Source organism: Kaistella sp. SH40-3 (assembly GCF_030686865.1).
Classification (GTDB): Bacteria; Bacteroidota; Bacteroidia; order Flavobacteriales; family Weeksellaceae; genus Kaistella.
In genome coordinates this window covers 56592-78444 of the sequence record NZ_JAQYUS010000003.1, presented here as the reverse complement: position 1 = coordinate 78444, position 21853 = coordinate 56592, and the positions used below count along the sequence as shown (strand labels likewise).

Genomic DNA, 21853 nt, shown 5'->3' with positions numbered 1-21853 from the left:
ATGACAAATCAAAAGATAATATAATCAGTAAGACAAAAAAAATATTAATCATCACCTATTATTGGCCGCCTGCGGGTGGACCAGGTGTTCAGCGTTGGTTGAAATTTGTAAAATATTTACCCGACTTCGGTTGGAAACCTACCGTTTTCATTCCCGAAAATCCGAGTTATCCGATTGTTGATGAAACTTTAGAGAAGGAAGTTTCTGAGGATTTAGATATTATTAAAACGAAGATTTGGGAGCCATATCAACTGGCGGAAATCTTCGGCAAAGACAATAAGAAATTTAAAGCCGGACAATTTGATGTTGGTAAAAACCAATCGTGGAAATCTAAACTTTCAATTTGGGTTCGGGGGAATTTCTTTATACCTGATGCACGAGTTTTTTGGGTAAAACCTTCTGTTGAATATTTGAAGAAGTATTTGAAAGAAAATCAGTTTGATGTTTTTGTCACAACTGGTCCGCCGCATTCAATGCATCTGATTGGTTTGGAATTAAAGAAGGAATTTCCTCATCTAAAATGGATTGCAGATTTCCGAGATCCGTGGACAGAAATTTCCTATTATAAACATTTGAAACTGACGAAATCTGCAGATCAAAAACATAGAAATCTCGAACAGAAAGTATTCGAAACTGCGGAAATTACTTTAGCCACCAGTTTCTCCGATGCGGAAAATTTCAGAAAAAAAGGAGCGAATGCTTTTTGTATTACGAATGGTTTTGATAAGGATGAGGTTGAGCAAAAGATTCCACAAAAGAGTTCCAAATTCACTTTAAGTTATATCGGAGTTCTCGAACAGTTGCGAAATCCGCAAATTTTATGGAAAGTTTTAAATGAAATAGTTTCTGAAAATGAAGATTTTAAAAATCATTTCCAATTAAAATTTGTCGGAAGAATTGATGATAAAATTCTGAACGAAATAGAACAGTCATCACTGAAGAATTCAGTAAATAATCGAGGCTATCTTTCTCATGCAGAAGCAAATGTGGAAATGGCGAATTCTGATTTGCTGTTAATTACCAATTTTCCTGATGATATTTCAAAAGGAATTATTCCCGGAAAGATTTTCGAATATTTAGCAACAGGAAAACAGATCATTTCATTCGGTCCAAAAGAAAGTGATGTCAAGAAAATATTAGAACAAACCGACGCTGGAAAGCATTTTTCCTATGATGATGAAGCAGAATTAAAAGTGTTTTTAGTAGAAAAATATAAAGAATGGAAATCAGGAATTTCAAATTCTCAGACTCAAAATATTGAGCAATTCTCCCGAAAAAATTTGACTAAAAAACTGACTGAACTTTTGTAATCCACTTTGCGTGAGGGAGAAGGTGGAAATCCTTTTTTTCTAATCCTAACTTTCAACATTAGATAGAATCTACATCAAAAAAAGATTGGGAACCGGATACCAACGTTTATAAAAATAGCCGTAAAAGTTTACTTTTACGGCTATTTTTATAAAGGGCACGCCCATAAAATTTTACAACCAACCCATTTCTTTCATCCAGTCATCATTGTAGATTTTCCCCACATATCGGGAACCGTGATCGTGTAGCAAAACAACAATCACATCATCTTTGGTGAATTGATCTTTCATCTGAATCAAAGCAGCAATCGCACTTCCCGCAGAATAACCACAGAAAATACCTTCTTCTTTTGCCAGTTTTCGGGCGTAAATTGCACCATCTTTATCGGTTACTTTTTCGAAATGATCGATCACCGTCATATCGTAATTTTCAGGAATAATATCTTCGCCAATTCCCTCTGTAATATAGGAATGCGCGTGTTCCGGATGAAATTCACCCGTTTCATGATATTCCTTTAAAATCGAACCATAAGTATCAACTCCGATTATTTTAATATTTGGATTTTTTTCCTTGAAGAACCTGCCACAACCCGTTACCGTTCCGCCCGTTCCCGCACCTGCCATGAAATGCGTTAACTTTCCGTCGGTTTGCTCCCAGATTTCTGGCGCAGTTTGTTCGTAATGCGCTAATCGGTTCGATAAATTATCATATTGATTCACATACCAACCGTTTTCAGTTTCTTCGCCTAATCGTTTAGAAACGGAATAATAAGAACGTGGATCTTCTGGCGTTACGTCCGTCGGACAAACGATTACTTCTGCGCCAACGGCTCTTAAAATGTCATTTTTTTCTTTCGACTGTTTCGCGTTCGTTACGAAAATACATTTGTAACCTTTCACGATTGCCGCCAAGGCCAAACCCATTCCGGTATTCCCGGAAGTACCTTCGATAATGGTTCCGCCTGGTTTCAAACGTCCGTCTTTTTCAGCATCTTCAATCATTTTCAGCGCCATTCTGTCTTTCACAGAATTCCCGGGATTGAAGGTTTCTACTTTTGCCAAAACCAAGGCTGGGAAATCTTCACCCAAAACTTTGTTAAGTTTTACAAGCGGCGTATTTCCGATGGTTTCTAGAATATTTTGTGCGTATTTCATTAAGTTAATTTTTTGGAGCCACAAAAGTAGGAATTCTTTTACACTCAGTCCCGCTTTCCGTTATATCTTTTTCTTTCCGCGCCAAATGCCCCTTTCAAAGAAAAAGGATACCACTGCAATCTGGGCTAAAATTTCTTACCGTCTTTTTTTGACAGGATTTTAATTGTACTTGATCGCTTTTACCGGAGAAATTTTACTGATCAAATAACTCGGTAGAACCAGTGAAATCCCAGATACAATAAGGATTCCCACAGAGATTAATAAAATATGGAAAATGTTTATTTCAACTGGGACGACACTTAAATAGTAGTTTTCAGGATTCAGGGTGATAATGCCGAAATATTTTTGAATGAACAAAAACCCTAAACCAATTAAGTTTCCGACGATTAGGCCCGGAATCATAATCAGCAAAGTATAATTAATAAATATCGCTCGAATCTGGCCGTTGGTCGCGCCTAAAGTTTTCAGCATTCCAATCGAGTTGGTTCTTTCGATAATTAAAATTAATAAAACCATGATGATATTAATGATCACTACGACCAACATAATGGTAATAATGAGCGCAATATTCGTGTCAAAAATCGCAATGAAATCCATGATTTGCGGATATTCGTCGGTGGCTTTTACAGTGTAGTTTTTGTAGCCAACGAGTTCGTCAACTTTGGGTGCGTCTTCATCAATATCATTAATGTTCTTCAGAAAAATATCGATTCCGCCAATTTCCGAATCTTTCATTCCCTGAATTTTGCGGGCGTGATTAATTCCACCAATGATAAAGACATCATCAATTAATTTAATATCAGTTTTATATATTCCAGCAACTTCAAATTTCCGGTAAAGCGGACTTTGATTTTCCTTGGAAAAAATGGCGACGATACTGTCCTTGACTCCCAGGTGAAGATCAGTTGCGATTTTTTGGGAGATGAGGATTCCACTGTCAAAACCTTTTTCAGTAAAGGTGGGTACGCGACCTTTGACGATGAATTTTCGGAATCGCGCTGAGTCAAATTCATTGCCAACGCCTTTAAAAATGATACCGGCAAAATTATGTTCGTTGCGCAAAATTCCACTTACAGAAATATATTTTTGAGTAGAAGCAACGTCGGGTAAACCTTTTATCTTATCGAGTTGAAGCCCGTCATTACTCAGAATGGAGGAATTATAAGAATTGTTAGACTGTTTTGATTTTACCGAAATGTGTCCGGAGAAATCGGCCATTCTTTCTTTAATCGCTTTTTTCGACCCAACTCCAGTAGAAACGGTGATGAGCGAAACAATAACTCCAAGCGCGACGGATAGCCGACCAATAAAGACAATAACCCGTGAGAGATTATTTTTATTATCTTTGGAAAATGCAATTTTTTTAGAAAAATATACCGGAAAATTCAATCGTATGATTTTAAGCCTCAAAAATAAAGATTTACTTCTGATTGTGCTAATTTATTTTGGTTTTTGCCAAATGAGTTTTGCCCAAAACCTCGATACAAACTGTTTTAAAACCGGCGCCGACCGCCCGGAATTGTATCTGCCTTTATTGAAAAACAAGACCATTGGAATCGTCACCAATCAAACCGGTTTGATGAAAGATAAAACGTTCCTGGTTGATTTCTTGGTTAAAAATAATGTTCAGATAAAATCAATTTTCGCCCCAGAACATGGTTTCCGCGGAGATGCAGATGCAGGCGAACACGTGAAAAATGGAGTAGATACCAAAACTGGAATTCCGATTGTATCTCTTTATGGATCGAATAAAAAGCCAAAACACGAACAGTTAAAAGGAATTGATATTATTCTTTTTGATATTCAGGATGTGGGCGTGAGATTCTATACTTATATTTCTACTTTAACTTATGTAATGGAAGCGGCTGCAGAAAATAATGTGGAAGTCATTGTTCTCGACCGACCAAATCCGCACGATGGATATATTGATGGACCAGTTCTTAAAAACCAATGGAAAAGTTTTGTTGGAATGCATCAAATTCCGGTTGTTTATGGATTGACGATTGGTGAATATGGAAAAATGGTCAACGGTGAAAAATGGTTGGAGAAAGGAATTCAAACAAAATATACTTTGATTCCGATGCAAGGTTATCATAAAAAACAGCGGTATGAAATTTCTGATAAGCCGTCCCCGAATTTACCGAATGACAAATCCATCAACCTTTATCCGAGTTTATGTTTCTTTGAAGGAACTCAAGTTTCTGTGGGTCGTGGAACGAATTTGCCTTTTCAGATTTATGGTTCTCCGTGGACCAAAGATTTACCGTATCAATTTACCCCAAAACCTTCTGCAGGCGCAAAAGATCCTTTCTTAAATGGTAAATTATGTTACGGTGAAAACCTGTCAGAATATCCAGAAGATTTAAGAGCACTTAATTTAGACTGGCTTTTAAAAGCATATAAAGACGATAAAAATCCACAACAGGATTTCTTTTTAAAGAATTTATTCTTTGATAAATTAGCCGGAACTGATGAATTGAGAAAGCAAATCATCGCCGGAAAATCTGTGGTTCAAATTAAAGATTCCTGGAAAAGTGATTTGGAGAATTTTCAGAAGATAAGAGCGAAGTATGTGATGTATGAAGATTAAGTTTCAAGAGCCAAGTAAAAAGTAAAAATACCCAAGAGGAAAAAGTGAATGGTCAATGGTGAAATGTGAATTTTCGACTTGTTTTTTAATCTAAAAAGTCAGAAAATTTTTGAGCAGTTCATTATCTGAAGTAAATTCTAATTCTCTTAATTCCTCAATGAGCCTTAATGGTTACAATTTTAATTTGTGCAATTTCTGCCTCAAACGTAAGAGTGAATTTTTTTGAAAGTTTCAATAAAAAGTGTAAAAATATTCGTGCATTCGTGGCAAAATATTTATACTTCTAAAAACTCGCTTTCACCTGCATCGATCCCATGTGAATTGTTCGTTCACCTGAATTCCTACCTTCATAATTCAAATCAACTTGAATAAACGAATTAATCGCTTGTTGTAGAAACACCGACCAAACCTGATTTTTTCCTGGCTTCAAACCATCGAGCATTTGGTTGCCGACAAGCGAGAAATTATTTCCCGTAAAATCATTTTTAATAAAAGAGAAATTGCCGCGAACTGAAGTTTTTCGCCAATCCCACTGCAAACTTCCGGTAAGGTCAAACGTCTTTAAAAACTCTTCGCCATCAACTCTCTTCTTCTGACGAAAAGCCGAAGAAAGTTCTGTCTGAATCGCTTCTGTAAATTTATAAGTTGCTTTCGGTTTTGTTTCCACATTTTGCAACTGAAAATCCCGGCTGTTAAAAAGTTGCGATGCGTTTTTAATATCATGAATCGAATTCTCCCAATCGATCCGGAAATCTTTCCCAAACCAATGTCCAATATTCAGGAAATGAGAAACTTGTTTTCGCTCTTCATTACTAAAGTTCGCATTGATTAAATTACTGTTGGCGATAAAACGGTAATTTCCATTCCAGCCAGATTTGTCTGTAGGATTAAATTGTGCCGAGGCCAGAATATTTTGATTTTTCAAAATTTGATCTTCATTCTTTTCGAACGGATTTAAAACGAAAACCTTTTCTTTTTTTAAATAAGAGTTTTGAGAATTAATGGAAAGATTAAAATTCCATCTTTTCAGAAATTGATTTTCAGAATTGAAAACTACGGAAGGATTTACAAATAAAGCCAACTGCATTTTGTTTTTATTCGACGGAATATAATTTACGGTATTCGTGTAAATCCTTATATACTGCGCCAAATCTGCATATTCAGCAATTTCAAATTCGTCTAACTGTTGAACTCCGTCGCCGTTATAATCCGTCCATTTGTAAATTCCCTGTCCATCAGTGACTTTGATATATTGAAATTCCCGCTGTGCTTCCTGACCATTTCCTAATTCATAAAACGCCTGCAAACGCATTCCATTATTAAAAAGTTGTTGCTGATAAGTCATATTTCCAACGATGAAATCCTGATTATAAGTTGCCATTAAATCATCCGTTTTCTCAAAGAATTTTCGGTAATGGAGTAGAGCAGATAAAGTGGTTTTCTCGGTTTTAATGATCTGACTTTCCGCCATAAAACCGAGGATTTGATTTCTATTTTGCAAGGTATTATTTCTCACAGAATCGTTATCACGCAAATACATTTTTGCCAAAAGTTTAGTTCGGGTAGAATCACCAATTTTTTTCTGCACAAAAATTTCTTTCCAGCGATAACTTGTAACATCAAGCAAATCTGTCTGGTTGAAGTTTTTTATATTTTGTTCCATGCCGGCGCCGATTGCCCAAGTTCCTTTTTTACCCGAATATTCTGTAGCAACACCAGTTCTCACAAAATTGGTATTCTGAAAAGTTGATTTCGTATCGAGATAAGAAAAGTTTCCTGTCGTATTAAATTTCCCTTTTATCCAGCCAAAATCCAGATCGTTTTTTATTCCGGTATAAGAATCTTTTTCATCTAAATAATTGATTTGATAATTCAGGAAAGAAGTGTTTTTCCATTGATTCATAAAACTAAAAATCAAACGGTTTTGAGTAATTTGATTAAACTCTTGAGCCAGGTTAAAATCCCTTGAAAATTCAACATCATTAATCCGATCTAAAATATGAAACTGCGAATTGATATGTTGGTATTCAAAACTCGGCGTTCCTTTCCAGTTGTTTTTGCTAAAGGTTTTATTCCCGAAAACGCGTCCAGCGTAACCGATATTTTGATTGGCATCTTTGGAAGAAAAAAGATTGATATCGTAATTGCTTAAAGAAAAGTCTGCACCGATTTTTCCTTCTTTTAAAAGTACTTCAGCATTGGTAGAAAAAATCTGTGCCTTTTGAGGTGAAGGTAATTTGCGAACGGCTTTATAAGTTCCGGCATTTGGACCAACATATTCGAAAACCCGTCCGTTGTTCGTGGTCTGTTTTAAACGGTAATCGCCTAAATTATCGCCAAAATAAGTAAAGGCAACCTGATACAATGTTTGGGTTTGATCATTAGAGAATTCGTAGTAATTTCCGTTTTGATTCTGAACGCGTTGATAGAGAATTTTATTCACATCATATTCCGAAACCGTTCCGGAGGGAGCGTACATTAAATCTGGATTATTTCCAGCGTTGGCTAAGATCTGCTCATCTTCTTTAGATAGATTTAAAGAAAGTGGAGCGTTTTTATTATCATTTTCCATAAACCAGTTGAAACCAATTTTCACTTTCTCTCTTTCATGTTGAACGCCGCCTGTTACTAAAAATCGCGTGTAATTTCTATTCGTATAATTATAAGAAATGGTAATAAAATTCTGTTTGAAAATCGGTCGGAAACTGGTAAAAGTAATTTCACCCGTATTATAATTAATCACGTAATCCTGACTTTCGCCACGTTTCATTAAAATCCCATCAATAAAAACTTGCTCTGATCCAGAAATGATGGTAATAAACTGTTCGCCATTTTTTCCGTTTAACCGGTAAGGGCCTTGATTTCCTTCCACGCCTTGAAAACGAACACGGTAAAATTCACTTCGTGCAACGCCGGCAGAAATATTGGCAAATGTTTTATTTTCATTCCCAAATTTCGTCTGATATTCTAAACCCATACTTCGCCTTTGAAAACGACCGAAATAGGTTTTTTCATCCATTAGATCCAAATGACCGGCACGCAAAATCGAGTTGTCTTTCATATTGAGTTGAAGATAAATCTTGTCGAATTCCTCAAGCGTTTGCGTATAACCATCTGCTTGAATCGGCAGATTATGATCGGAAATCGAAGCCAGAATTGAAACATCGTTCGAGAGTTTTCCGGTAATCTGTAAATCCATGGAACTCTGCACGCTTTGTCCCTGATTATTCCCAAACGTGATTCCTCTGATAATAGAACCTTTAGAATTTAGATCGCCTAGAATTTGAGACCGTGTATTTTTAACCAAAACACCTTCATCAATAATGGTTTTATTCGGCATTCTGATAAAATCCAAAGTGTCTTTCGAGAAAATATCTTTTTCAATTTTCGCTGTAAGGATGGAATCTTTTTTTAAAGAGTCTTTTGAAATGTTAGGATTTTGCCACGTGAAAATTTGAGCATTAATTATACTTAATGCAGATACATAAATAAATAAGAATAGTATTTTTTTAATCAAAGCGCTTTAGAAACAGTGGTGTAAAAGTAACGAAAAAGTCTTTTCAAAATTGTTGTTGCATATTTAACATATAATTCATGTTGAAATTAGCGAATTAATAAAATAGATTGTATTTTTGCCTCAGAAATTATTAATAATTAAATTTTTAAAACATGAAAAAATTCTATTCTTTATTCGCAGCGGTAATCTTAGCTGCAACAATTAATGCACAGGGTACTGAAGGCTTTGAATCGCAAGCGGTAACTACTGGAACTGGATATGGCTCAGTTATTTTTACAGGAGATGTAGCTTCCTCTTGGGATTTAAGCACCGCAAGAATTATAGATACCCCTGCAAATTTTAATATTACTGGTACAAGTGCTTTAATGAATGCAAACGGTACTGTGAAAATTACTTTTGTAAATGGTATCGGTAATTTGAAGTTTCAATACAGAAAGGCTTTTACTGGTGGGACTCCAAGAAGTATTCAAGTTTCTGTAAATGGAGTAATTAAAAACACGACTGCAGCATTTGGTTCTGGCAGTGGTGCACAAGCAACAATTTATGATTATAGTCTTGACATCAATGAATCAGGAAATGTTGTTGTAGAAGTAAAAGTACTTGGTGGACAAACTACTTTGGATAATTTTGTTTGGACTGCTAACGCGACCACTGCTGTGGTTGATGTTACCGCAACTAAATTAAACTTAGTTAAAAACACAGTTGTTGCAAATGCAATTATGTTCGCTACTAAAGCAGACGTTCAAATCTTAAACATGAACGGGCAAGTTGTTAAAACTGCATCTGTTAATGAGAACACTTCTTTAGACGTTGCAACCTTAGCAAAAGGAATGTACGTTGTAACTGCAACAGTAAACGGAAAAGCAGTTTCTCAGAAAATTATCAAAAAGTAATTTTTAGAAAAAATTAAAAGAAGATTACTGGAAACGGTAATCTTCTTTATTATGTGATATATCTCACCTTTATCTTTTTTTTTAAAACAATTTTGTAAATTTGCTATATCAAAATTATATTATAAACAATTAAATTTCAATACAATGAAAAAAATCTTTACAATTTTAGGTGTTTCTGCAGCAATGTTCGCTTCTGCACAAACAAATTTGTTCGCCGGATCAGACTTTAATGATTGGCCAACATTAGAATCAAGTTTAGGATTTTCCCTTAAATCTGGGGAACAAAGTGTAAATGGTGGTGTAGGTGGAACCGGTGCTTTGAAAATCATTGACAATACTACAACTCAGAACATTTATGTAATGACCGCTAACAAAAACATGAATACGAGTGGTATTAATTATATCACAGTAAAATTCAAAGGAGTTTCTGGTGGTATTTCCTTTAACGCTGGTGATAAATTCTTTAACGTACCTGCAGGTACTTCTTCGAACATAACCCTTCAATCTTCTGCAACTAATTCATATACTGGAAGCATTAACGCAGCAGACTGGATTACGGTTACATTAGATGTTTCTGATGTATCATGGACTGCTAATTCATTTTCTATCAAACTACAAAAAAGTTCGACTAATGCACTATTTGTAGATGATATCAAAGGTTCTGCAACATTAGCAGTTGGTAATGTTAACGCAACAAAAGCAAATCTTGTTAAAAACACTGTGGTTACTAATGAAATTATCTTCGGAGAAACTTCTAAAGTATCTGTAATTAACATGAATGGTCAAGTAGTTAAAACTGCTGATGCTACTGAAAACTCTAGACTTAACGTTTCTGAATTACCAAAAGGAATGTACCTTGTATCTGGTACAGTAAACGGTAAAGCAGTTTCTCAGAAAATTATCAAGAAATAATGTTCTTGCCAATCAAATAAAAAAAGCGACTCCAATTTGGAGTCGCTTTTTTTATGCTGTAAAAGTAAATTCATTTTAGTTTGGCACCATCGAAATGTCCGTAGGAAATCATAATTGCTTAATGACTTCTTAATGGTGAAATTCACACGGTAGATTGCTTTTTCCAAAGAAAACATTCGATTACAGCTCAATTAGAACCAACCTCTTCTAAAATAACCTGTAATCGCATTGAAGTTTAATACCAAAGTAAACCTTATTCTCTGTCCATAATCCTTAAAAGAAGGTTCGAAGCCCAGCGAACTTTGAATTGGAAAATAGACCTCCAGAAAATCTGGAATCACTTTTACTTTAACACCAGAATCCCAAATAAATTCTGCGTTTTTATTTTTGTTCTTATAAACTCCTGCATCGGCGTAAACATTAAACCAACGCCAAACGTGAGAATCCACATTCACCGCCGTAATCCACTGATTGGCCGTCGTTCCCAAATAAGATTTAAAACCGCCTTCAGCAACAATTAACTGTTGCGCAAATAATCCTGAAGTCGCACTCTGTCCTAATAATCCATAAGAAAAAGCATAATTAGAAACTCGCGAAATTCCGTAATTAAAAAGACTGTTCTTGGTATTGTTGGTGATAAAATATCCTCCAAAAAATCGCATGCTGATTTTCTTGTCTTCTGCAAATTCCCATCGATAAGATAATTCAGTTGAAATTTTCTGAAAATCTTCCATCCACTGGAAATTCGCATTCATAGATCTTTCGTGAATCAAAGTTCGGTCAGAATAACCGTAACCTAAGTTCCAAAGATTGTATTTTCCGTACTCGGTGGTTATTTTAGTCGGATCCAGATCTTTCTCTAAATAATTATAAGAAAATCCAATACTTCGGCCGATGTCAGACCGTGGATCTTTAGCAAAGTTAATTCCGACAAATGTTCCAATCTTTCGGTAGGTTAAATCATAATCATAATGAAAATGCGAGGCAGAAACGCCAAAATCTAAACTTCTGTAAAAACTGTTCGCGGGTTGAAAAGAATAAGCCACGCCACCTGAACCCGCTAATTGACCAGTTCCGGAACTGAAATAAGGCGTAAAAGAATATTGAAGCTTCCGGTCAAATAATGAGGCATTTTTAAAGTTGATTCCAAATAATACTTTATCATAAGCATTAAAGTTTAACCGCGGATTTACGTAAATCTCATTATATTCGGGATTTGGAATATCTTTAAAAACTTTAAGTTTAATTTTTTTAGTGTTGGCGAAAAAACCTTTGGTATATAGATAGTTGTCGCGAAAATTAATTTCCGGGAAAATATAATTGTCGTTAATTACGATTTTTTCCGCATTGGATTGTGGAATATTGTAATCAACTACTTTTTTGGAATCATCGGTATCAAACCAAAAAGTCTGTTTTCCACCAGATTTTTCTTCGGTTTCAATTTTAAATGGAATCGTTTGTGTCGTGTTTTTAATGACTTTCACCTGAAAATCATCACCGAGTTTTCGGTATCTTTTTAATTTAATATTGACCCGGTTTTTCTGCTCAATAAAATGTTCTAAAAAGTCGGAGGAATATCCTGAAGCCAAGGAAAGTTCATCTAGAAATACTTTTTGATCCACAGATTTACCAGAGTATTGTGTGAAATAATGCATTAAAAAATCATCAAAATTTTCTTGACCCATTTTCTCTGCGATAAATGAAAAGAGACTGCCCATTTCAAAATGACTTATTGCAGATGCATTAAAATTACTTAAATCCTCAAAAGGTTCGCTGATTTTCTGATCCAGGTTTTGAGCCACAATGTATTGGTAGGCAAGTCCGTACCTTTCATTCAGTTGTAATTTTGACAATTGAAAAATCTTCAAAGGTTTCAGACCAAAAAACTTGAATTCATCTGGTAAATCACCCAAGAGTTTTCGATCTTTATAATAACGGTCGAGATATTGAATTTCCAGATAAGTTTTTAAACCATTCATCAACCAATGATCATTGCTCTTGTTAAAAATTACGGTTCGCTGAACAATCGCTTTAGATAAAATACTGAAGTAATTAAGATCCGTTTGCTCTGAATCTTTGAAAAGTTTATAATGAAATTTCCAAAATTTCAGATCATCAATTCCAGTGAAATCTTCATCTTTTCTAAATTTTTCTGAGATGAATATTTTATTGGGCAAATTCCCAATTTTATTTTTAATAAAATGAAGTTGTAGTGGAAGATAAAATTCCAGATTTTGTTTTTCGGTTGCTGTTAAAGAATAGCCGAAATCAATTTCAATTTTTTGACCGTCAATTTGAGTAGTTATTCTATCATTAATTTTTTTACTAATTAAGAATTCGGGATCTTTATTAAGTTTCCCTTCAAAAGAATTGCCCTGAGTTCGTTCCAGATTACTATCCGCAAAATAATAAGTTGGAAGTTCAAAATTAATTTTCCAGTAATTTCCGGGACTTTGATTTTCTTCAATGTTCCGATAATATTTCGGACTTTGATTTTCATCTTCGAAAGCATCTGGAACAATAAAGAAGTATTTTAAAGAAAATTGTTTTTCCCCAATTCCATAGGTTGTAAATTTTTCATCAGGTAGATGCAGATTATATTTTAAAAATATCTTTATACTTTCGCCAGGTTTCAATTCCTGATAAAGAGGATAGTAAATATTTTCATCATTCCCGGAAAGGTATTCCCAGTCTGAAGAGTTAATTTTAATTTGTAGTTCGGTAGTGTTGCCAAGTTCTTCTGGATTGGCAAAGTAAAGTTCACTCTCGCGATTCTGAAGAGTGCGTTTAAGTAACGGCGTGTTTCTTTTTTGATAAGCAGAAACCCAATTCAAAAGTTTTATCTTTTTTAAAGGAAGTGCTGTATTGTTAAAGTAAATTATTTCTTGATTGACCGATACAAGTTTGCTGTTTTCCGCAACTTTCGCAGAGATTGTAATGGTATCCTGCTGAGCAGAAACCCCAACAAAAACTAAAAGAAAGAAGAAGGCAGTGGAATATCTTTTCATTTTCAAACGTAGGTCAAATATAACGATGTTTTTTAAAAATTAGTGTTCTTTTTCACTATTTAGAAATAATAAGTAATTTTGAGTAACCTTTAAATATTGTGCCATTTGAAACGATTTGGACTCTTGCTGATGTTGTTTTGTTTTCTAAATTCTTTTTCCCAAGTAATTGAGACTACACGACCATTGGCCATCGATCCATCTAAATCTACCATTCGCACACGATTTTCACCACCAAAAGGTTTTTCCTGGGTCAACGAACAGCCTGGAAGTTTCAGTGAATTTTTAAATAACTTTCCACTTCATCCACCCAATTTTCCGGTTAGAGATTTTACGGGAATTCCCATTGATAACCAGAAAAATCACATTGCGATCTTGCGAATTGATGTTGGTGAGAAAAATTTGCAACAATGTGCTGATGCCTGGATTCGCCTTTACGCGGAATATCTATGGCTAAATCAAAGGTTTGATGATATTGGATTCGAATTTACAAGCGGTCAATTTTTTTCCTGGAACGATTTTAAAAATGGAGTAAGAACGAAAGAAGATAAAAAGAAAGTGAGTTTTGTAAAAACCGAAAAATTCGATGATTCCTATGAAAATTTTCAAAAATACTTAGAAGTCATTTTCAGATATGCGGGAACAATTTCCCTGGATCGTGAATCAATTCCCATTAAAAATAATTTGGCAATCAGAACAGGAGATTTTATTATTAAACCCGGAAGTCCTGGACATTCGGTGATTATTGTAGGTGTTGCCAGAAATTTAGCAGGTAAAAGATTGTACTTATTGGCCGAGAGTTTTATGCCAGCACAGGATATTCATATTTTAGTCAATCATAAATATCCGCAACTTTCGCCGTGGTATGAACTGGATGTTGATTTGCCGGAAACAGTGACTGCGAAATATATCTTTAAACCAACTTCGATTAAAAGATTTCATGCGTTGAGATAACTGTTCTGTCAATTTTTATTAAAGGCAATAGATACAGTCATCTTTCTGCATTAAAGAATACGATAAGTAATTAGAGTGATTATTTAGAGAGAAGTTTTAGTTTTGCACTTCCCTTAAAAATCCTTCTGCAAAACATTCTATGAAAAATAAATTACCTAATTCGTTACTCTATCTCCTGAGCGTTTCGGCAGGTTTGGTGGTCGCAAATTTATATTACAACCAACCGTTGCTACACGATATTGCGCTAAGTCTTCATGTTAAAGATGCGGAGGTGAGCAATATTGCGCTTTCTACGCAGATCGGTTATGCGTTGGGTTTGCTGTTTATTATTCCGCTCGGCGATAAAGTCAGCAATTTGAAAATCATTAGATTAAATTTTCTAATTCTGGTCCTTTCCCTTTTAGGAGCGGCGCTTTCGCAGTCTTTGCCTTTATTGATTTTCAGCAGTTTTTTAATTGGGTTTACTTCTACATTGCCGCAATTATTTGTACCAATGGTTGCTCATCTCAGCAATGATGAAGGTCGCGGACGGGCGATTGGAATTGTGATGAGCGGATTGCTGATCGGTATTTTAGGAAGCCGGGTTTTGAGCGGTTTGGTCGGCGAATATTTTGGCTGGCGAAGTGTTTTCTTTGGAGCAGCCGGTTTAATGACGATGCTTTTCTTTTTATTAAATGCGAAGTTACCTGTCATTCAACCCAAATTTGGAGAGAGTTATGCGAAGTTGATGAAATCTCTTTGGTTTTATTTAAAGACCGAACCAACCTTACGATTAGCAACTTTGCGTGGTGCGTTGGCTTTCGGAAGTTTAAGCGCGTTCTGGACGACCTTTGTCTTTCTGATGCAAGATTCTTTTGGTTACGGAAGCGCAGTTGCCGGCGGATTCGGGTTGTTCGGAATTGCCGGAGCACTCGGAGCAACCGTCGTTGGAAAGTTGAATAACAGAGTTAAAAAAAGTAAATTGATCATCGCCGGAACACTATTAATTATCGTTTCCTGGTTGATATTTTTAGTTTCTCCTCATTCAATTGTTGGATTAATTATCGGTGTTATTCTGATTGATTTGGGAGTGCAAGGCGTTCATATCACGAATCAAAACATTGTCTTTTCAAAAAACACAGAAGCCAGAAATCGGGTGAATACCATTTATATGGTTGGGTTTTTCATTGGTGGAGCAGCAGGAACAAGTTTCGGTTCACTCGCCTGGAATTATTTCGGCTGGACCGGAGTTTCAGTTGTCGGTCTGTTATTTTCCGGGATTATTTTGATTGTTCAATTGTTGACCAATAAGAAGACGATTTAAGTAAAGAGATTTAATATTCTATTTTCAAAATTTCAAAAATACTTTTCCTTTCACCCAAATTTAAAATTGCCTGTTCGCCTACTTTCTTATGCATCAATGCTTTTGCTAAAGGCGTAATGAAAGAAATTTTCTTTTGCGAAATATTGGCTTCATCCACACCAACCAATTGAAAAGTTTGAGTCGCATTATTTTCTACATTTTTAAAGGTAACTGTTGCGCCAAAATGAACTTCATCTTGAGGTAGTTTTGTAGAATTCACAATTTTTGCAGACCCAATTCTTTCATTCAATAACTGGAGTTTTGCGTTGAGATGATTAAAGGCAATTCGGTATTCTTTCTCTTGAGAAGAATCTAAATTTTCCTGTTCCCTCAGCAATTCTTCTTTTTCTTTGAGTAAAGAATCCATTCCTTTTTGCGTGACGAAATTTTCGGTTCCAGTCGGTAAATCGGCTCTTGGTGGAACCAACGGAACTTCTTCCTGATCATCTTCTTTTACAAATCCTCTGCTCATAATTTAAATTTAAGTAGAATTAATGCAATTACCAGACCTTGAGTTGGTTATTTATAAAGTAAAAAAACTTCCAAAATCTGCGACTTTGGAAGTTTGTAAAATTTTCTTGAGAAAAACCTTTAGTCACAATTTCCATCAACATCACAACTTTCTCCGCTGTGAATAATTTGCAAACCTTTATCGCCCGCAGAAAACTCTTTCCAGGAACTTTCTAATACTTCTGAAAATGTTGCCGGAGGTTGTGCGCCTGAAACTCCGTATTTATCATTAATAACAAAAAACGGCACGCCGCTGATTCCCATTTGACTGGCCATCATCATATCGCGAGTTACCTCCATTCCGAAATCGTCTGATTCCAAAGCCGCCTTTATTTCATCTTCTTCTAAAGAAACCGATTTCCCGATTTCAATTAAAGTCGCTTGATCATCAATGTTTTTACCATCGACTAACTGTGCTTTAAATAAGGCTTCTTCAGTTTCGTTGGCTAAATTTTTTGTGGCTGCCAGTTGCAGTAAAAGATGTGCTCTATAAGAATTGGCCACTTTTTGGTGATCGAAATTAAAATCAATTCCGGCTGCTTTTCCGGCTTTGTAAACGTGCTCGTACATTTCTTTTGCCTGCGAAACAGGAACTCCTTTTGCTTCTGAAAAATATTCAAAAGAACTTTTTTCAGGCTGCGTTTTTAAGTTTGGATCCAGTTGAAAACTATGCCAGGTGACTTCAATTTTATCTTTGTCTGGAAACTGTTCCAGCGCTTTTTCAAAATTCTTTTTTCCTACATAACAAAAAGGGCAACGAATGTCGCTCCAAATATCTACTTTCATAACTTTTAAATTTATAAATACAAAGATAGGGAAGTTAGAAAGGAATGTACTTGAGGTAAGATAAGAAGAGACAAAATCAATAACTATTGCGACGAATGCACCAATATCGGCTTTTGAATATTGGTTGATTCTTGGCGAAAAATTAGTCTATAGAAATCAGATCCCGAGCATTCCAGAATATTTCAAAATTAAATACCAGACAGTCAACGTCACAAATGATAATGGAATTCCGACACCCAAAATTAAATTACAAAGTTTGGGTTCTAATTTATGTGCCGCCGCAATAATTACCGCCGTCACCATTGGTCCCATGGCGGATTCTAAAAAAGCGACTTCGATCATTTCTCCTCTTTGCTTTAAAATCAAAAAATAAAGAATGAAAATTACGGCGGGAAATAAAACAAGTTTGAATAAAAGTGCCCAGAATAAAGGTTTCGCATCATGATCCAATTTCTGCCAGCGCAGTTGGCTTCCGACTGAAACCAAAGCCAGCGGAACGGTTGTCGCTCCTAATTTAGCAAAGACATCATCAATCTGTAAAGGAATATTTACATCAAGTACATTTAAAAGTACAGCCACACAAAAAGCAATAAAAGGCGGAAATTTCAAGATTTTTTTGATGATTTCGGAAATCGCAACTTTTTCACCCGAATAAAAACTGGCAATCGTAATTCCCAAAGTTGAAAGTGCAACAAACGAACCCGGTTGATCAACGAGCATTACCGTTTGCAAACCACTTTCGCCGTACAAAGATTGTATGACCGGAATTCCAACAAAAGAAGTATTTCCGAAACCTGCACACATAATTAATGCGCCAATCAGTGTTTTCGACCCGTTCATTTTCTTGCCTAAAAAAGTAAAAAAAAGAATCGCTAAACCTACATTAATCCACGGAACCATCACCGGGAAAATCACCTGTAGATTGAGGGTAATCTTTGGAATATAATACAATGACAAGGCAGAGAGTGAAATATTAATCACAAAAGAATTCAGGGCGAGATGCCCGTTTTCGGGGAACAGTTTTGTTTTCCGCAGAAAAAATCCCAGAAATAAACAAAGGAAAAGTAAAATGATATTCGACAAGTTTTGATTTATTTAAGGAAGACTTTATCTAAAAATAAGCAAGAGCAGTTAATTAAAAACTCCCGCAGATTAAGTAGATCCTGCAGATTTTCAATAATGTTTATCTGCGTTATCTGCCTAATCTGTGAGAGCATATTTTATGAAATTTAAAGTAATTTATAAACTGGATTCGTACGCATTCCAACCTGCGATCTTATAACTTAAAGCAGATTTTTCAGCATCATCAGATTTGTAAATTCCACGTCCTACAATAATAAAATCGGTTTCGAGTTGGGTGAAAGCGTGTTCCGGCGTATTATATTGCTGACCTTTTCCGTCGCCTTCATCGGCCAGATTAATTCCGGGCGTAAATAAAAGCAGTTCGTTTGGAATTTTATTTTGGCAAACTCCACCAAAAACATTCGGATGAGAAAGGGCGATTTTCGTCGCTTCTTCGCGGTAATCAGTATTGGTTAATGTTCCTTTAGACGACATTCCCAAGATCGCAACTACGCCCACATTTCTGAAACAGTCGAGTGAATCATAACCCGCAATTACCTGTGCAGTAACGAAATCTGCCCAGTTTGAGATTTTGTACATCCCGTAAGAGAACTGCAATTCCTGTGTATTTCCTATATCGGCAAACTTGCGGTCTTCCATTAAAAGGAAATTGTATTTCGTCGCTAAATCTTTCAGTGGTAAAATGGTTCCATCAGGATCAAAATCCATTATGATGTCCATGTGCGTTTTTAGGGCAACGATGTGTGGACCGACTTTTTCAGCCAACGCCAAAAGTTCCTGAGTTGTCGTGACATCAGCGGAAACAATTAGATTTGATTTTTTTTCAATCGCAATTTCCAGTAATTTTTGGGCGACAGAATGATCGCAAACATTAAGTTTATCTTCGTAAGAAATTCTTTTCTCTTCTTTGAATTTTACCACGTTTCCGGCCAGAAAATCGTTGATTCTTTGTACTTCCTCATCGACTAGATGACCTTCTTCTTTTAAAATAGAACAAACTTCAGAAATCGTAAAAAGGGTATGAACACGGAAACCTTTATTTTCTAAAATTTGTTTTCCACCTTGCTGACGGTCCAAAACAACCACGATATCAGAAACAGTTATTCCTTCGTTTTCAATTTCCGGAATTGTCTCCAACAAAGAAGCGCCGGAAGTAATCACATCTTCTACCAACAGACAGTTTTGACCAGTGGTGAAAATACCTTCCAGTATTTTTTTTGTACCGTATTGTTTGGCTTCTTTTCTTTTAATGATTAATGGGATGTAACTCTCCAGAGACATTGCGGTCGCCATGGGAAGTGCTGCGTAAGGAACGCCACAAATCAAGTCGAAATTATCTAATGGAAGCATATCCAATAAATAATTTGCGAGTAATTTCAGGATTTTTGGATCAGAAGAGAGCGGACGTAAATCCACATAAAATGGGCTTTCAATTCCCGATTTCAGGGTAAATCGCCCAAACTTAATGATGCCGAGTTTATAACACTCCAGAAAAAATTCTTTCTTAGTTTCCATTTACTTTTTACTTTATCACAAAGTTAATGTTTTCAAGTAAATTTTAACTAATGATGAAGGGTTAAAAAAGGGAAAAAGGAAAGTGAATATGAGAATTTTTTTGAATTTTTAAAATATCAATTTATTCTTTAATATATTTCTGTACAATATCTTCGAAATTATCAAGATCAAATGGTTTCGCCAGAAAATCATCGGCTTGGGCCTCCTGGGCCAGTTCACTAATATTGCTGTTGGCTGAAAAATAAATCACGGGAATGTTTTTTAAATCGTCATTGGCTTTAATCATTCTCGTGGCTTCAATTCCACTAATGTCGGGCAGCCAATTATCCATAAAAATAAGATCAGGCATAAATTCATTTACCTGTTGCTCCACATTATTGGTGGTGGGCGAGGTTTTTACTTCACATCCCAGATCTTCTAAAATTTCGGTGCACAATTCCAGGATTTCCAGATTGTCATCAAAAATAAATATTTTTTTATTCACTGCTCTAAATGTATTTTCGGTTAATTTTATAGTTGATTAATATACTGAGCCATGTCTTTTAAATCAAGAACGGCATCGATTTCTAAATGATCCAAAGCGTATTCCGGCATAAAAGGTACAATGGCAGAATCAGGATTTTGAATGATTGCGCGACCACCTTTTTTTTTAACTTTTTGTAAACCTTTTGTTCCGTCACTATTGGCACCAGATAAAAGCAAACATACGAGATTTTCCCTATAAACTTCGGCAGCGCTCTCAAAAGTAACATCGATGGAAGGCCGGGAGAAATTTATTTTCTCGGACGCATCGAGAGAAAAGGTTTCATTTTTTTCAAGAAGCAGATGATAGTTTGGTGGCGCCAGATAAATGACGGCTGGCTTTATTTCTTCTTTTTCCTCAATTTCTTTTACGCGCATTGTTGTTTTATTGCTTAACAGATCGGTCAGGAGACTTTCTTTTCCAGATTTGCGATGCAGAACGATGATTATCGGAAAGTGAAGTGAAGAATCAATATCTGGCAAAAGTTTTAGAAGTACATCTAAACTGCCCGCTGAACCACCGATAATCAAAGCTTTACAATTGTTCATATTACTGAATTTTACGCCAGATTTTTCCGGTATTTAATCTTTCGAAGTTTTTAGAAACCGTTGAAAAGTCTAAGGTTTCCTTTGTCCCCAAAGCAAGATAACCAAACTTATCCAAACTGTTATCAAATAATTCGAAGACTTTTGTCTGGAGTTCCCGGTCAAAATAAATAATAACATTCCGACACAATATCAATTGAAATTCATTAAAAGAATTATCTGAAACTAAATTATGAGTAGAAAATATAATCTTTGATTTAAGTTCATCATTCAATTTTCCCAAAGAATAATTGGCCGTGTAATAATCAGAAAACTGTTCGCTTCCGCCTGCAGCAATATAATTTTCGGTGTAAAGTTTTATTTTACTTAATGGAATTAGTGAGTGCGCAGCATTTTCTAAAACTGCACTGTTAATGTCGGTTGCGTAGATGAGCGATTTGTGAAGAAGATTGAGTTCTTTTAAAAAGATGGCGACCGAATACGCTTCTTCACCCGTACTGCAACCGGCAACCCAAATCCTGATAAAAGGATAGGTTCCCAAGCGTGGCAGAATGTCACTTCTTAGAACGCGGTAAAATTCTGGATCTCGGAACATCTCCGTAACGTTGATGGTGATTTGCTCCAGGAAACGTTTAAAAAATCCAGGGTCTGTGCGGATTTTATATCTGTATTCCGCAAAACTCACAAAACCATCCATCTCGTAAAGTCGGATAATTCTGCGTTTCAGCGATGCTCGGGAATAACCAGTGAAATCATAACCGTATACTTCGAGCACATCCGAAAGAAGGGTTTCAACCAGTTCATCATTATTTTCGGTGGAATTCACTTTTTTAGTCGATTAATTGGTTGAGTAGTAAAAGCAGTTCATTTACATCTACAGGCTTAGAAATATATCCGTCAGCACCTGCTTCTATACATTTTTCGCGATCTCCAGTCATGGCTTGCGCCGTAATTGCGATAACGGGAATGTTTTTCAAATGTTCATCGTTTTTTATTTTGCCAATTGCTTCATAGCCATCCATTTCCGGCATCATCATATCCATTAAAACCACACCGATGTTTTTATTAGATGACAGCATCTGTAAGCCTTGTCCTGCACTAATCGCTGATACGCACTGGAATTTTTTTGCTTTTAAAACCGCGCTTAAAGCAAATATGTTTTTGCTGTCATCATCGATGATGAGAATTTCTTTTGCGTTTTTCATAAACTCAAATT

General features: G+C 35.7%; 18 protein-coding genes. 6 read left to right on the top strand and 12 right to left on the bottom strand.

Translation table 11 applies throughout. The annotated features are described in order from the left end of the window. Window positions 1-23 precede the first annotated feature (23 nt). Window positions 24-1310: a glycosyl transferase family 1 gene (locus PUH65_RS06255; RefSeq protein WP_305519314.1), complete on the top strand. Its 1287-nt coding sequence runs from the start codon at window positions 24-26 to the stop codon at window positions 1308-1310. A 171-nt stretch (window positions 1311-1481) separates the two neighbouring features. On the opposite strand, the gene PUH65_RS06250 is transcribed toward PUH65_RS06255, so the two are convergent. After that, window positions 1482-2462: a PLP-dependent cysteine synthase family protein gene (locus PUH65_RS06250; protein ID WP_305518983.1), complete on the bottom strand. Its 981-nt coding sequence runs from the start codon at window positions 2460-2462 to the stop codon at window positions 1482-1484. Between the two features lie 159 nt (window positions 2463-2621). Then, the gene (locus PUH65_RS06245) at window positions 2622-3851 is read right to left on the bottom strand and encodes an FtsX-like permease family protein (protein ID WP_305518982.1); all 1230 of its coding nucleotides are present in this window, start codon (window positions 3849-3851) and stop codon (window positions 2622-2624) included. Window positions 3852-3855: 4 nt separating this feature from the next. Between PUH65_RS06245 and PUH65_RS06240 the strand changes: the two genes are divergently transcribed. Beyond that, window positions 3856-5052 (top strand): DUF1343 domain-containing protein, encoded by a 1197-nt coding sequence (locus tag PUH65_RS06240; protein ID WP_305518980.1) that lies wholly within the window; start codon window positions 3856-3858, stop codon window positions 5050-5052. 283 nt (window positions 5053-5335) lie between these two features. On the opposite strand, the gene PUH65_RS06235 is transcribed toward PUH65_RS06240, so the two are convergent. Next, window positions 5336-8521 carry a hypothetical protein gene (locus PUH65_RS06235; RefSeq protein ID WP_305519313.1) on the bottom strand — a complete coding sequence of 1062 codons (3186 nt, stop codon included), beginning with the start codon at window positions 8519-8521 and terminating at the stop codon, window positions 5336-5338. Between the two features lie 200 nt (window positions 8522-8721). Between PUH65_RS06235 and PUH65_RS06230 the strand changes: the two genes are divergently transcribed. Both PUH65_RS06230 and PUH65_RS06225 read left to right on the top strand, forming a co-directional pair. Beyond that, complete coding sequence (locus PUH65_RS06230; protein WP_305518979.1) at window positions 8722-9462, top strand: T9SS type A sorting domain-containing protein; 741 nt, start codon at window positions 8722-8724, stop codon at window positions 9460-9462. 144 nt (window positions 9463-9606) lie between these two features. Continuing rightward, window positions 9607-10374: a T9SS type A sorting domain-containing protein gene (locus PUH65_RS06225; protein ID WP_305518978.1), complete on the top strand. Its 768-nt coding sequence runs from the start codon at window positions 9607-9609 to the stop codon at window positions 10372-10374. A 191-nt stretch (window positions 10375-10565) separates the two neighbouring features. On the opposite strand, the gene PUH65_RS06220 is transcribed toward PUH65_RS06225, so the two are convergent. After that, window positions 10566-13382 (bottom strand): aminopeptidase, encoded by a 2817-nt coding sequence (locus PUH65_RS06220; protein WP_305518977.1) that lies wholly within the window; start codon window positions 13380-13382, stop codon window positions 10566-10568. 105 nt (window positions 13383-13487) lie between these two features. Here PUH65_RS06220 and PUH65_RS06215 point away from each other — a divergent pair, with 105 nt between their 5' ends. Both PUH65_RS06215 and PUH65_RS06210 read left to right on the top strand, forming a co-directional pair. Continuing rightward, entirely contained in the window at window positions 13488-14333 is an 846-nt protein-coding gene (locus tag PUH65_RS06215; RefSeq protein WP_305518976.1) for a DUF4846 domain-containing protein, read from the top strand. 139 nt (window positions 14334-14472) lie between these two features. After that, entirely contained in the window at window positions 14473-15636 is a 1164-nt protein-coding gene (locus PUH65_RS06210; RefSeq protein WP_305518975.1) for an MFS transporter, read from the top strand. Window positions 15637-15646: 10 nt separating this feature from the next. On the opposite strand, the gene PUH65_RS06205 is transcribed toward PUH65_RS06210, so the two are convergent. From PUH65_RS06205 to PUH65_RS06170, 8 genes are all read right to left on the bottom strand, one after another. Beyond that, on the bottom strand, window positions 15647-16147 hold the full coding sequence (locus tag PUH65_RS06205) for a GreA/GreB family elongation factor (protein ID WP_305518974.1): 501 nt from the start codon (window positions 16145-16147) through the stop codon (window positions 15647-15649). A 119-nt stretch (window positions 16148-16266) separates the two neighbouring features. After that, window positions 16267-16971 (bottom strand): DsbA family protein, encoded by a 705-nt coding sequence (locus PUH65_RS06200; RefSeq protein ID WP_305518973.1) that lies wholly within the window; start codon window positions 16969-16971, stop codon window positions 16267-16269. Between the two features lie 156 nt (window positions 16972-17127). Then, on the bottom strand, window positions 17128-18054 hold the full coding sequence (locus PUH65_RS06195) for an AEC family transporter (protein ID WP_305518972.1): 927 nt from the start codon (window positions 18052-18054) through the stop codon (window positions 17128-17130). A 156-nt stretch (window positions 18055-18210) separates the two neighbouring features. After that, window positions 18211-19569 (bottom strand): orotidine-5'-phosphate decarboxylase, encoded by a 1359-nt coding sequence (gene pyrF, locus PUH65_RS06190; RefSeq protein WP_305518971.1) that lies wholly within the window; start codon window positions 19567-19569, stop codon window positions 18211-18213. Between the two features lie 121 nt (window positions 19570-19690). Then, window positions 19691-20053 carry a response regulator gene (locus PUH65_RS06185; RefSeq protein WP_305518970.1) on the bottom strand — a complete coding sequence of 121 codons (363 nt, stop codon included), beginning with the start codon at window positions 20051-20053 and terminating at the stop codon, window positions 19691-19693. Window positions 20054-20079: 26 nt separating this feature from the next. Then, on the bottom strand, window positions 20080-20640 hold the full coding sequence (locus PUH65_RS06180) for a chemotaxis protein CheB (RefSeq protein WP_305518969.1): 561 nt from the start codon (window positions 20638-20640) through the stop codon (window positions 20080-20082). Window position 20641: 1 nt separating this feature from the next. Next, window positions 20642-21463, bottom strand: coding sequence for a protein-glutamate O-methyltransferase CheR (locus PUH65_RS06175; protein WP_305518968.1), 822 nt, complete (start codon window positions 21461-21463; stop codon window positions 20642-20644). A 4-nt stretch (window positions 21464-21467) separates the two neighbouring features. Further along, window positions 21468-21842: a response regulator gene (locus PUH65_RS06170; protein ID WP_305518967.1), complete on the bottom strand. Its 375-nt coding sequence runs from the start codon at window positions 21840-21842 to the stop codon at window positions 21468-21470. Window positions 21843-21853: the final 11 nt, after the last annotated feature.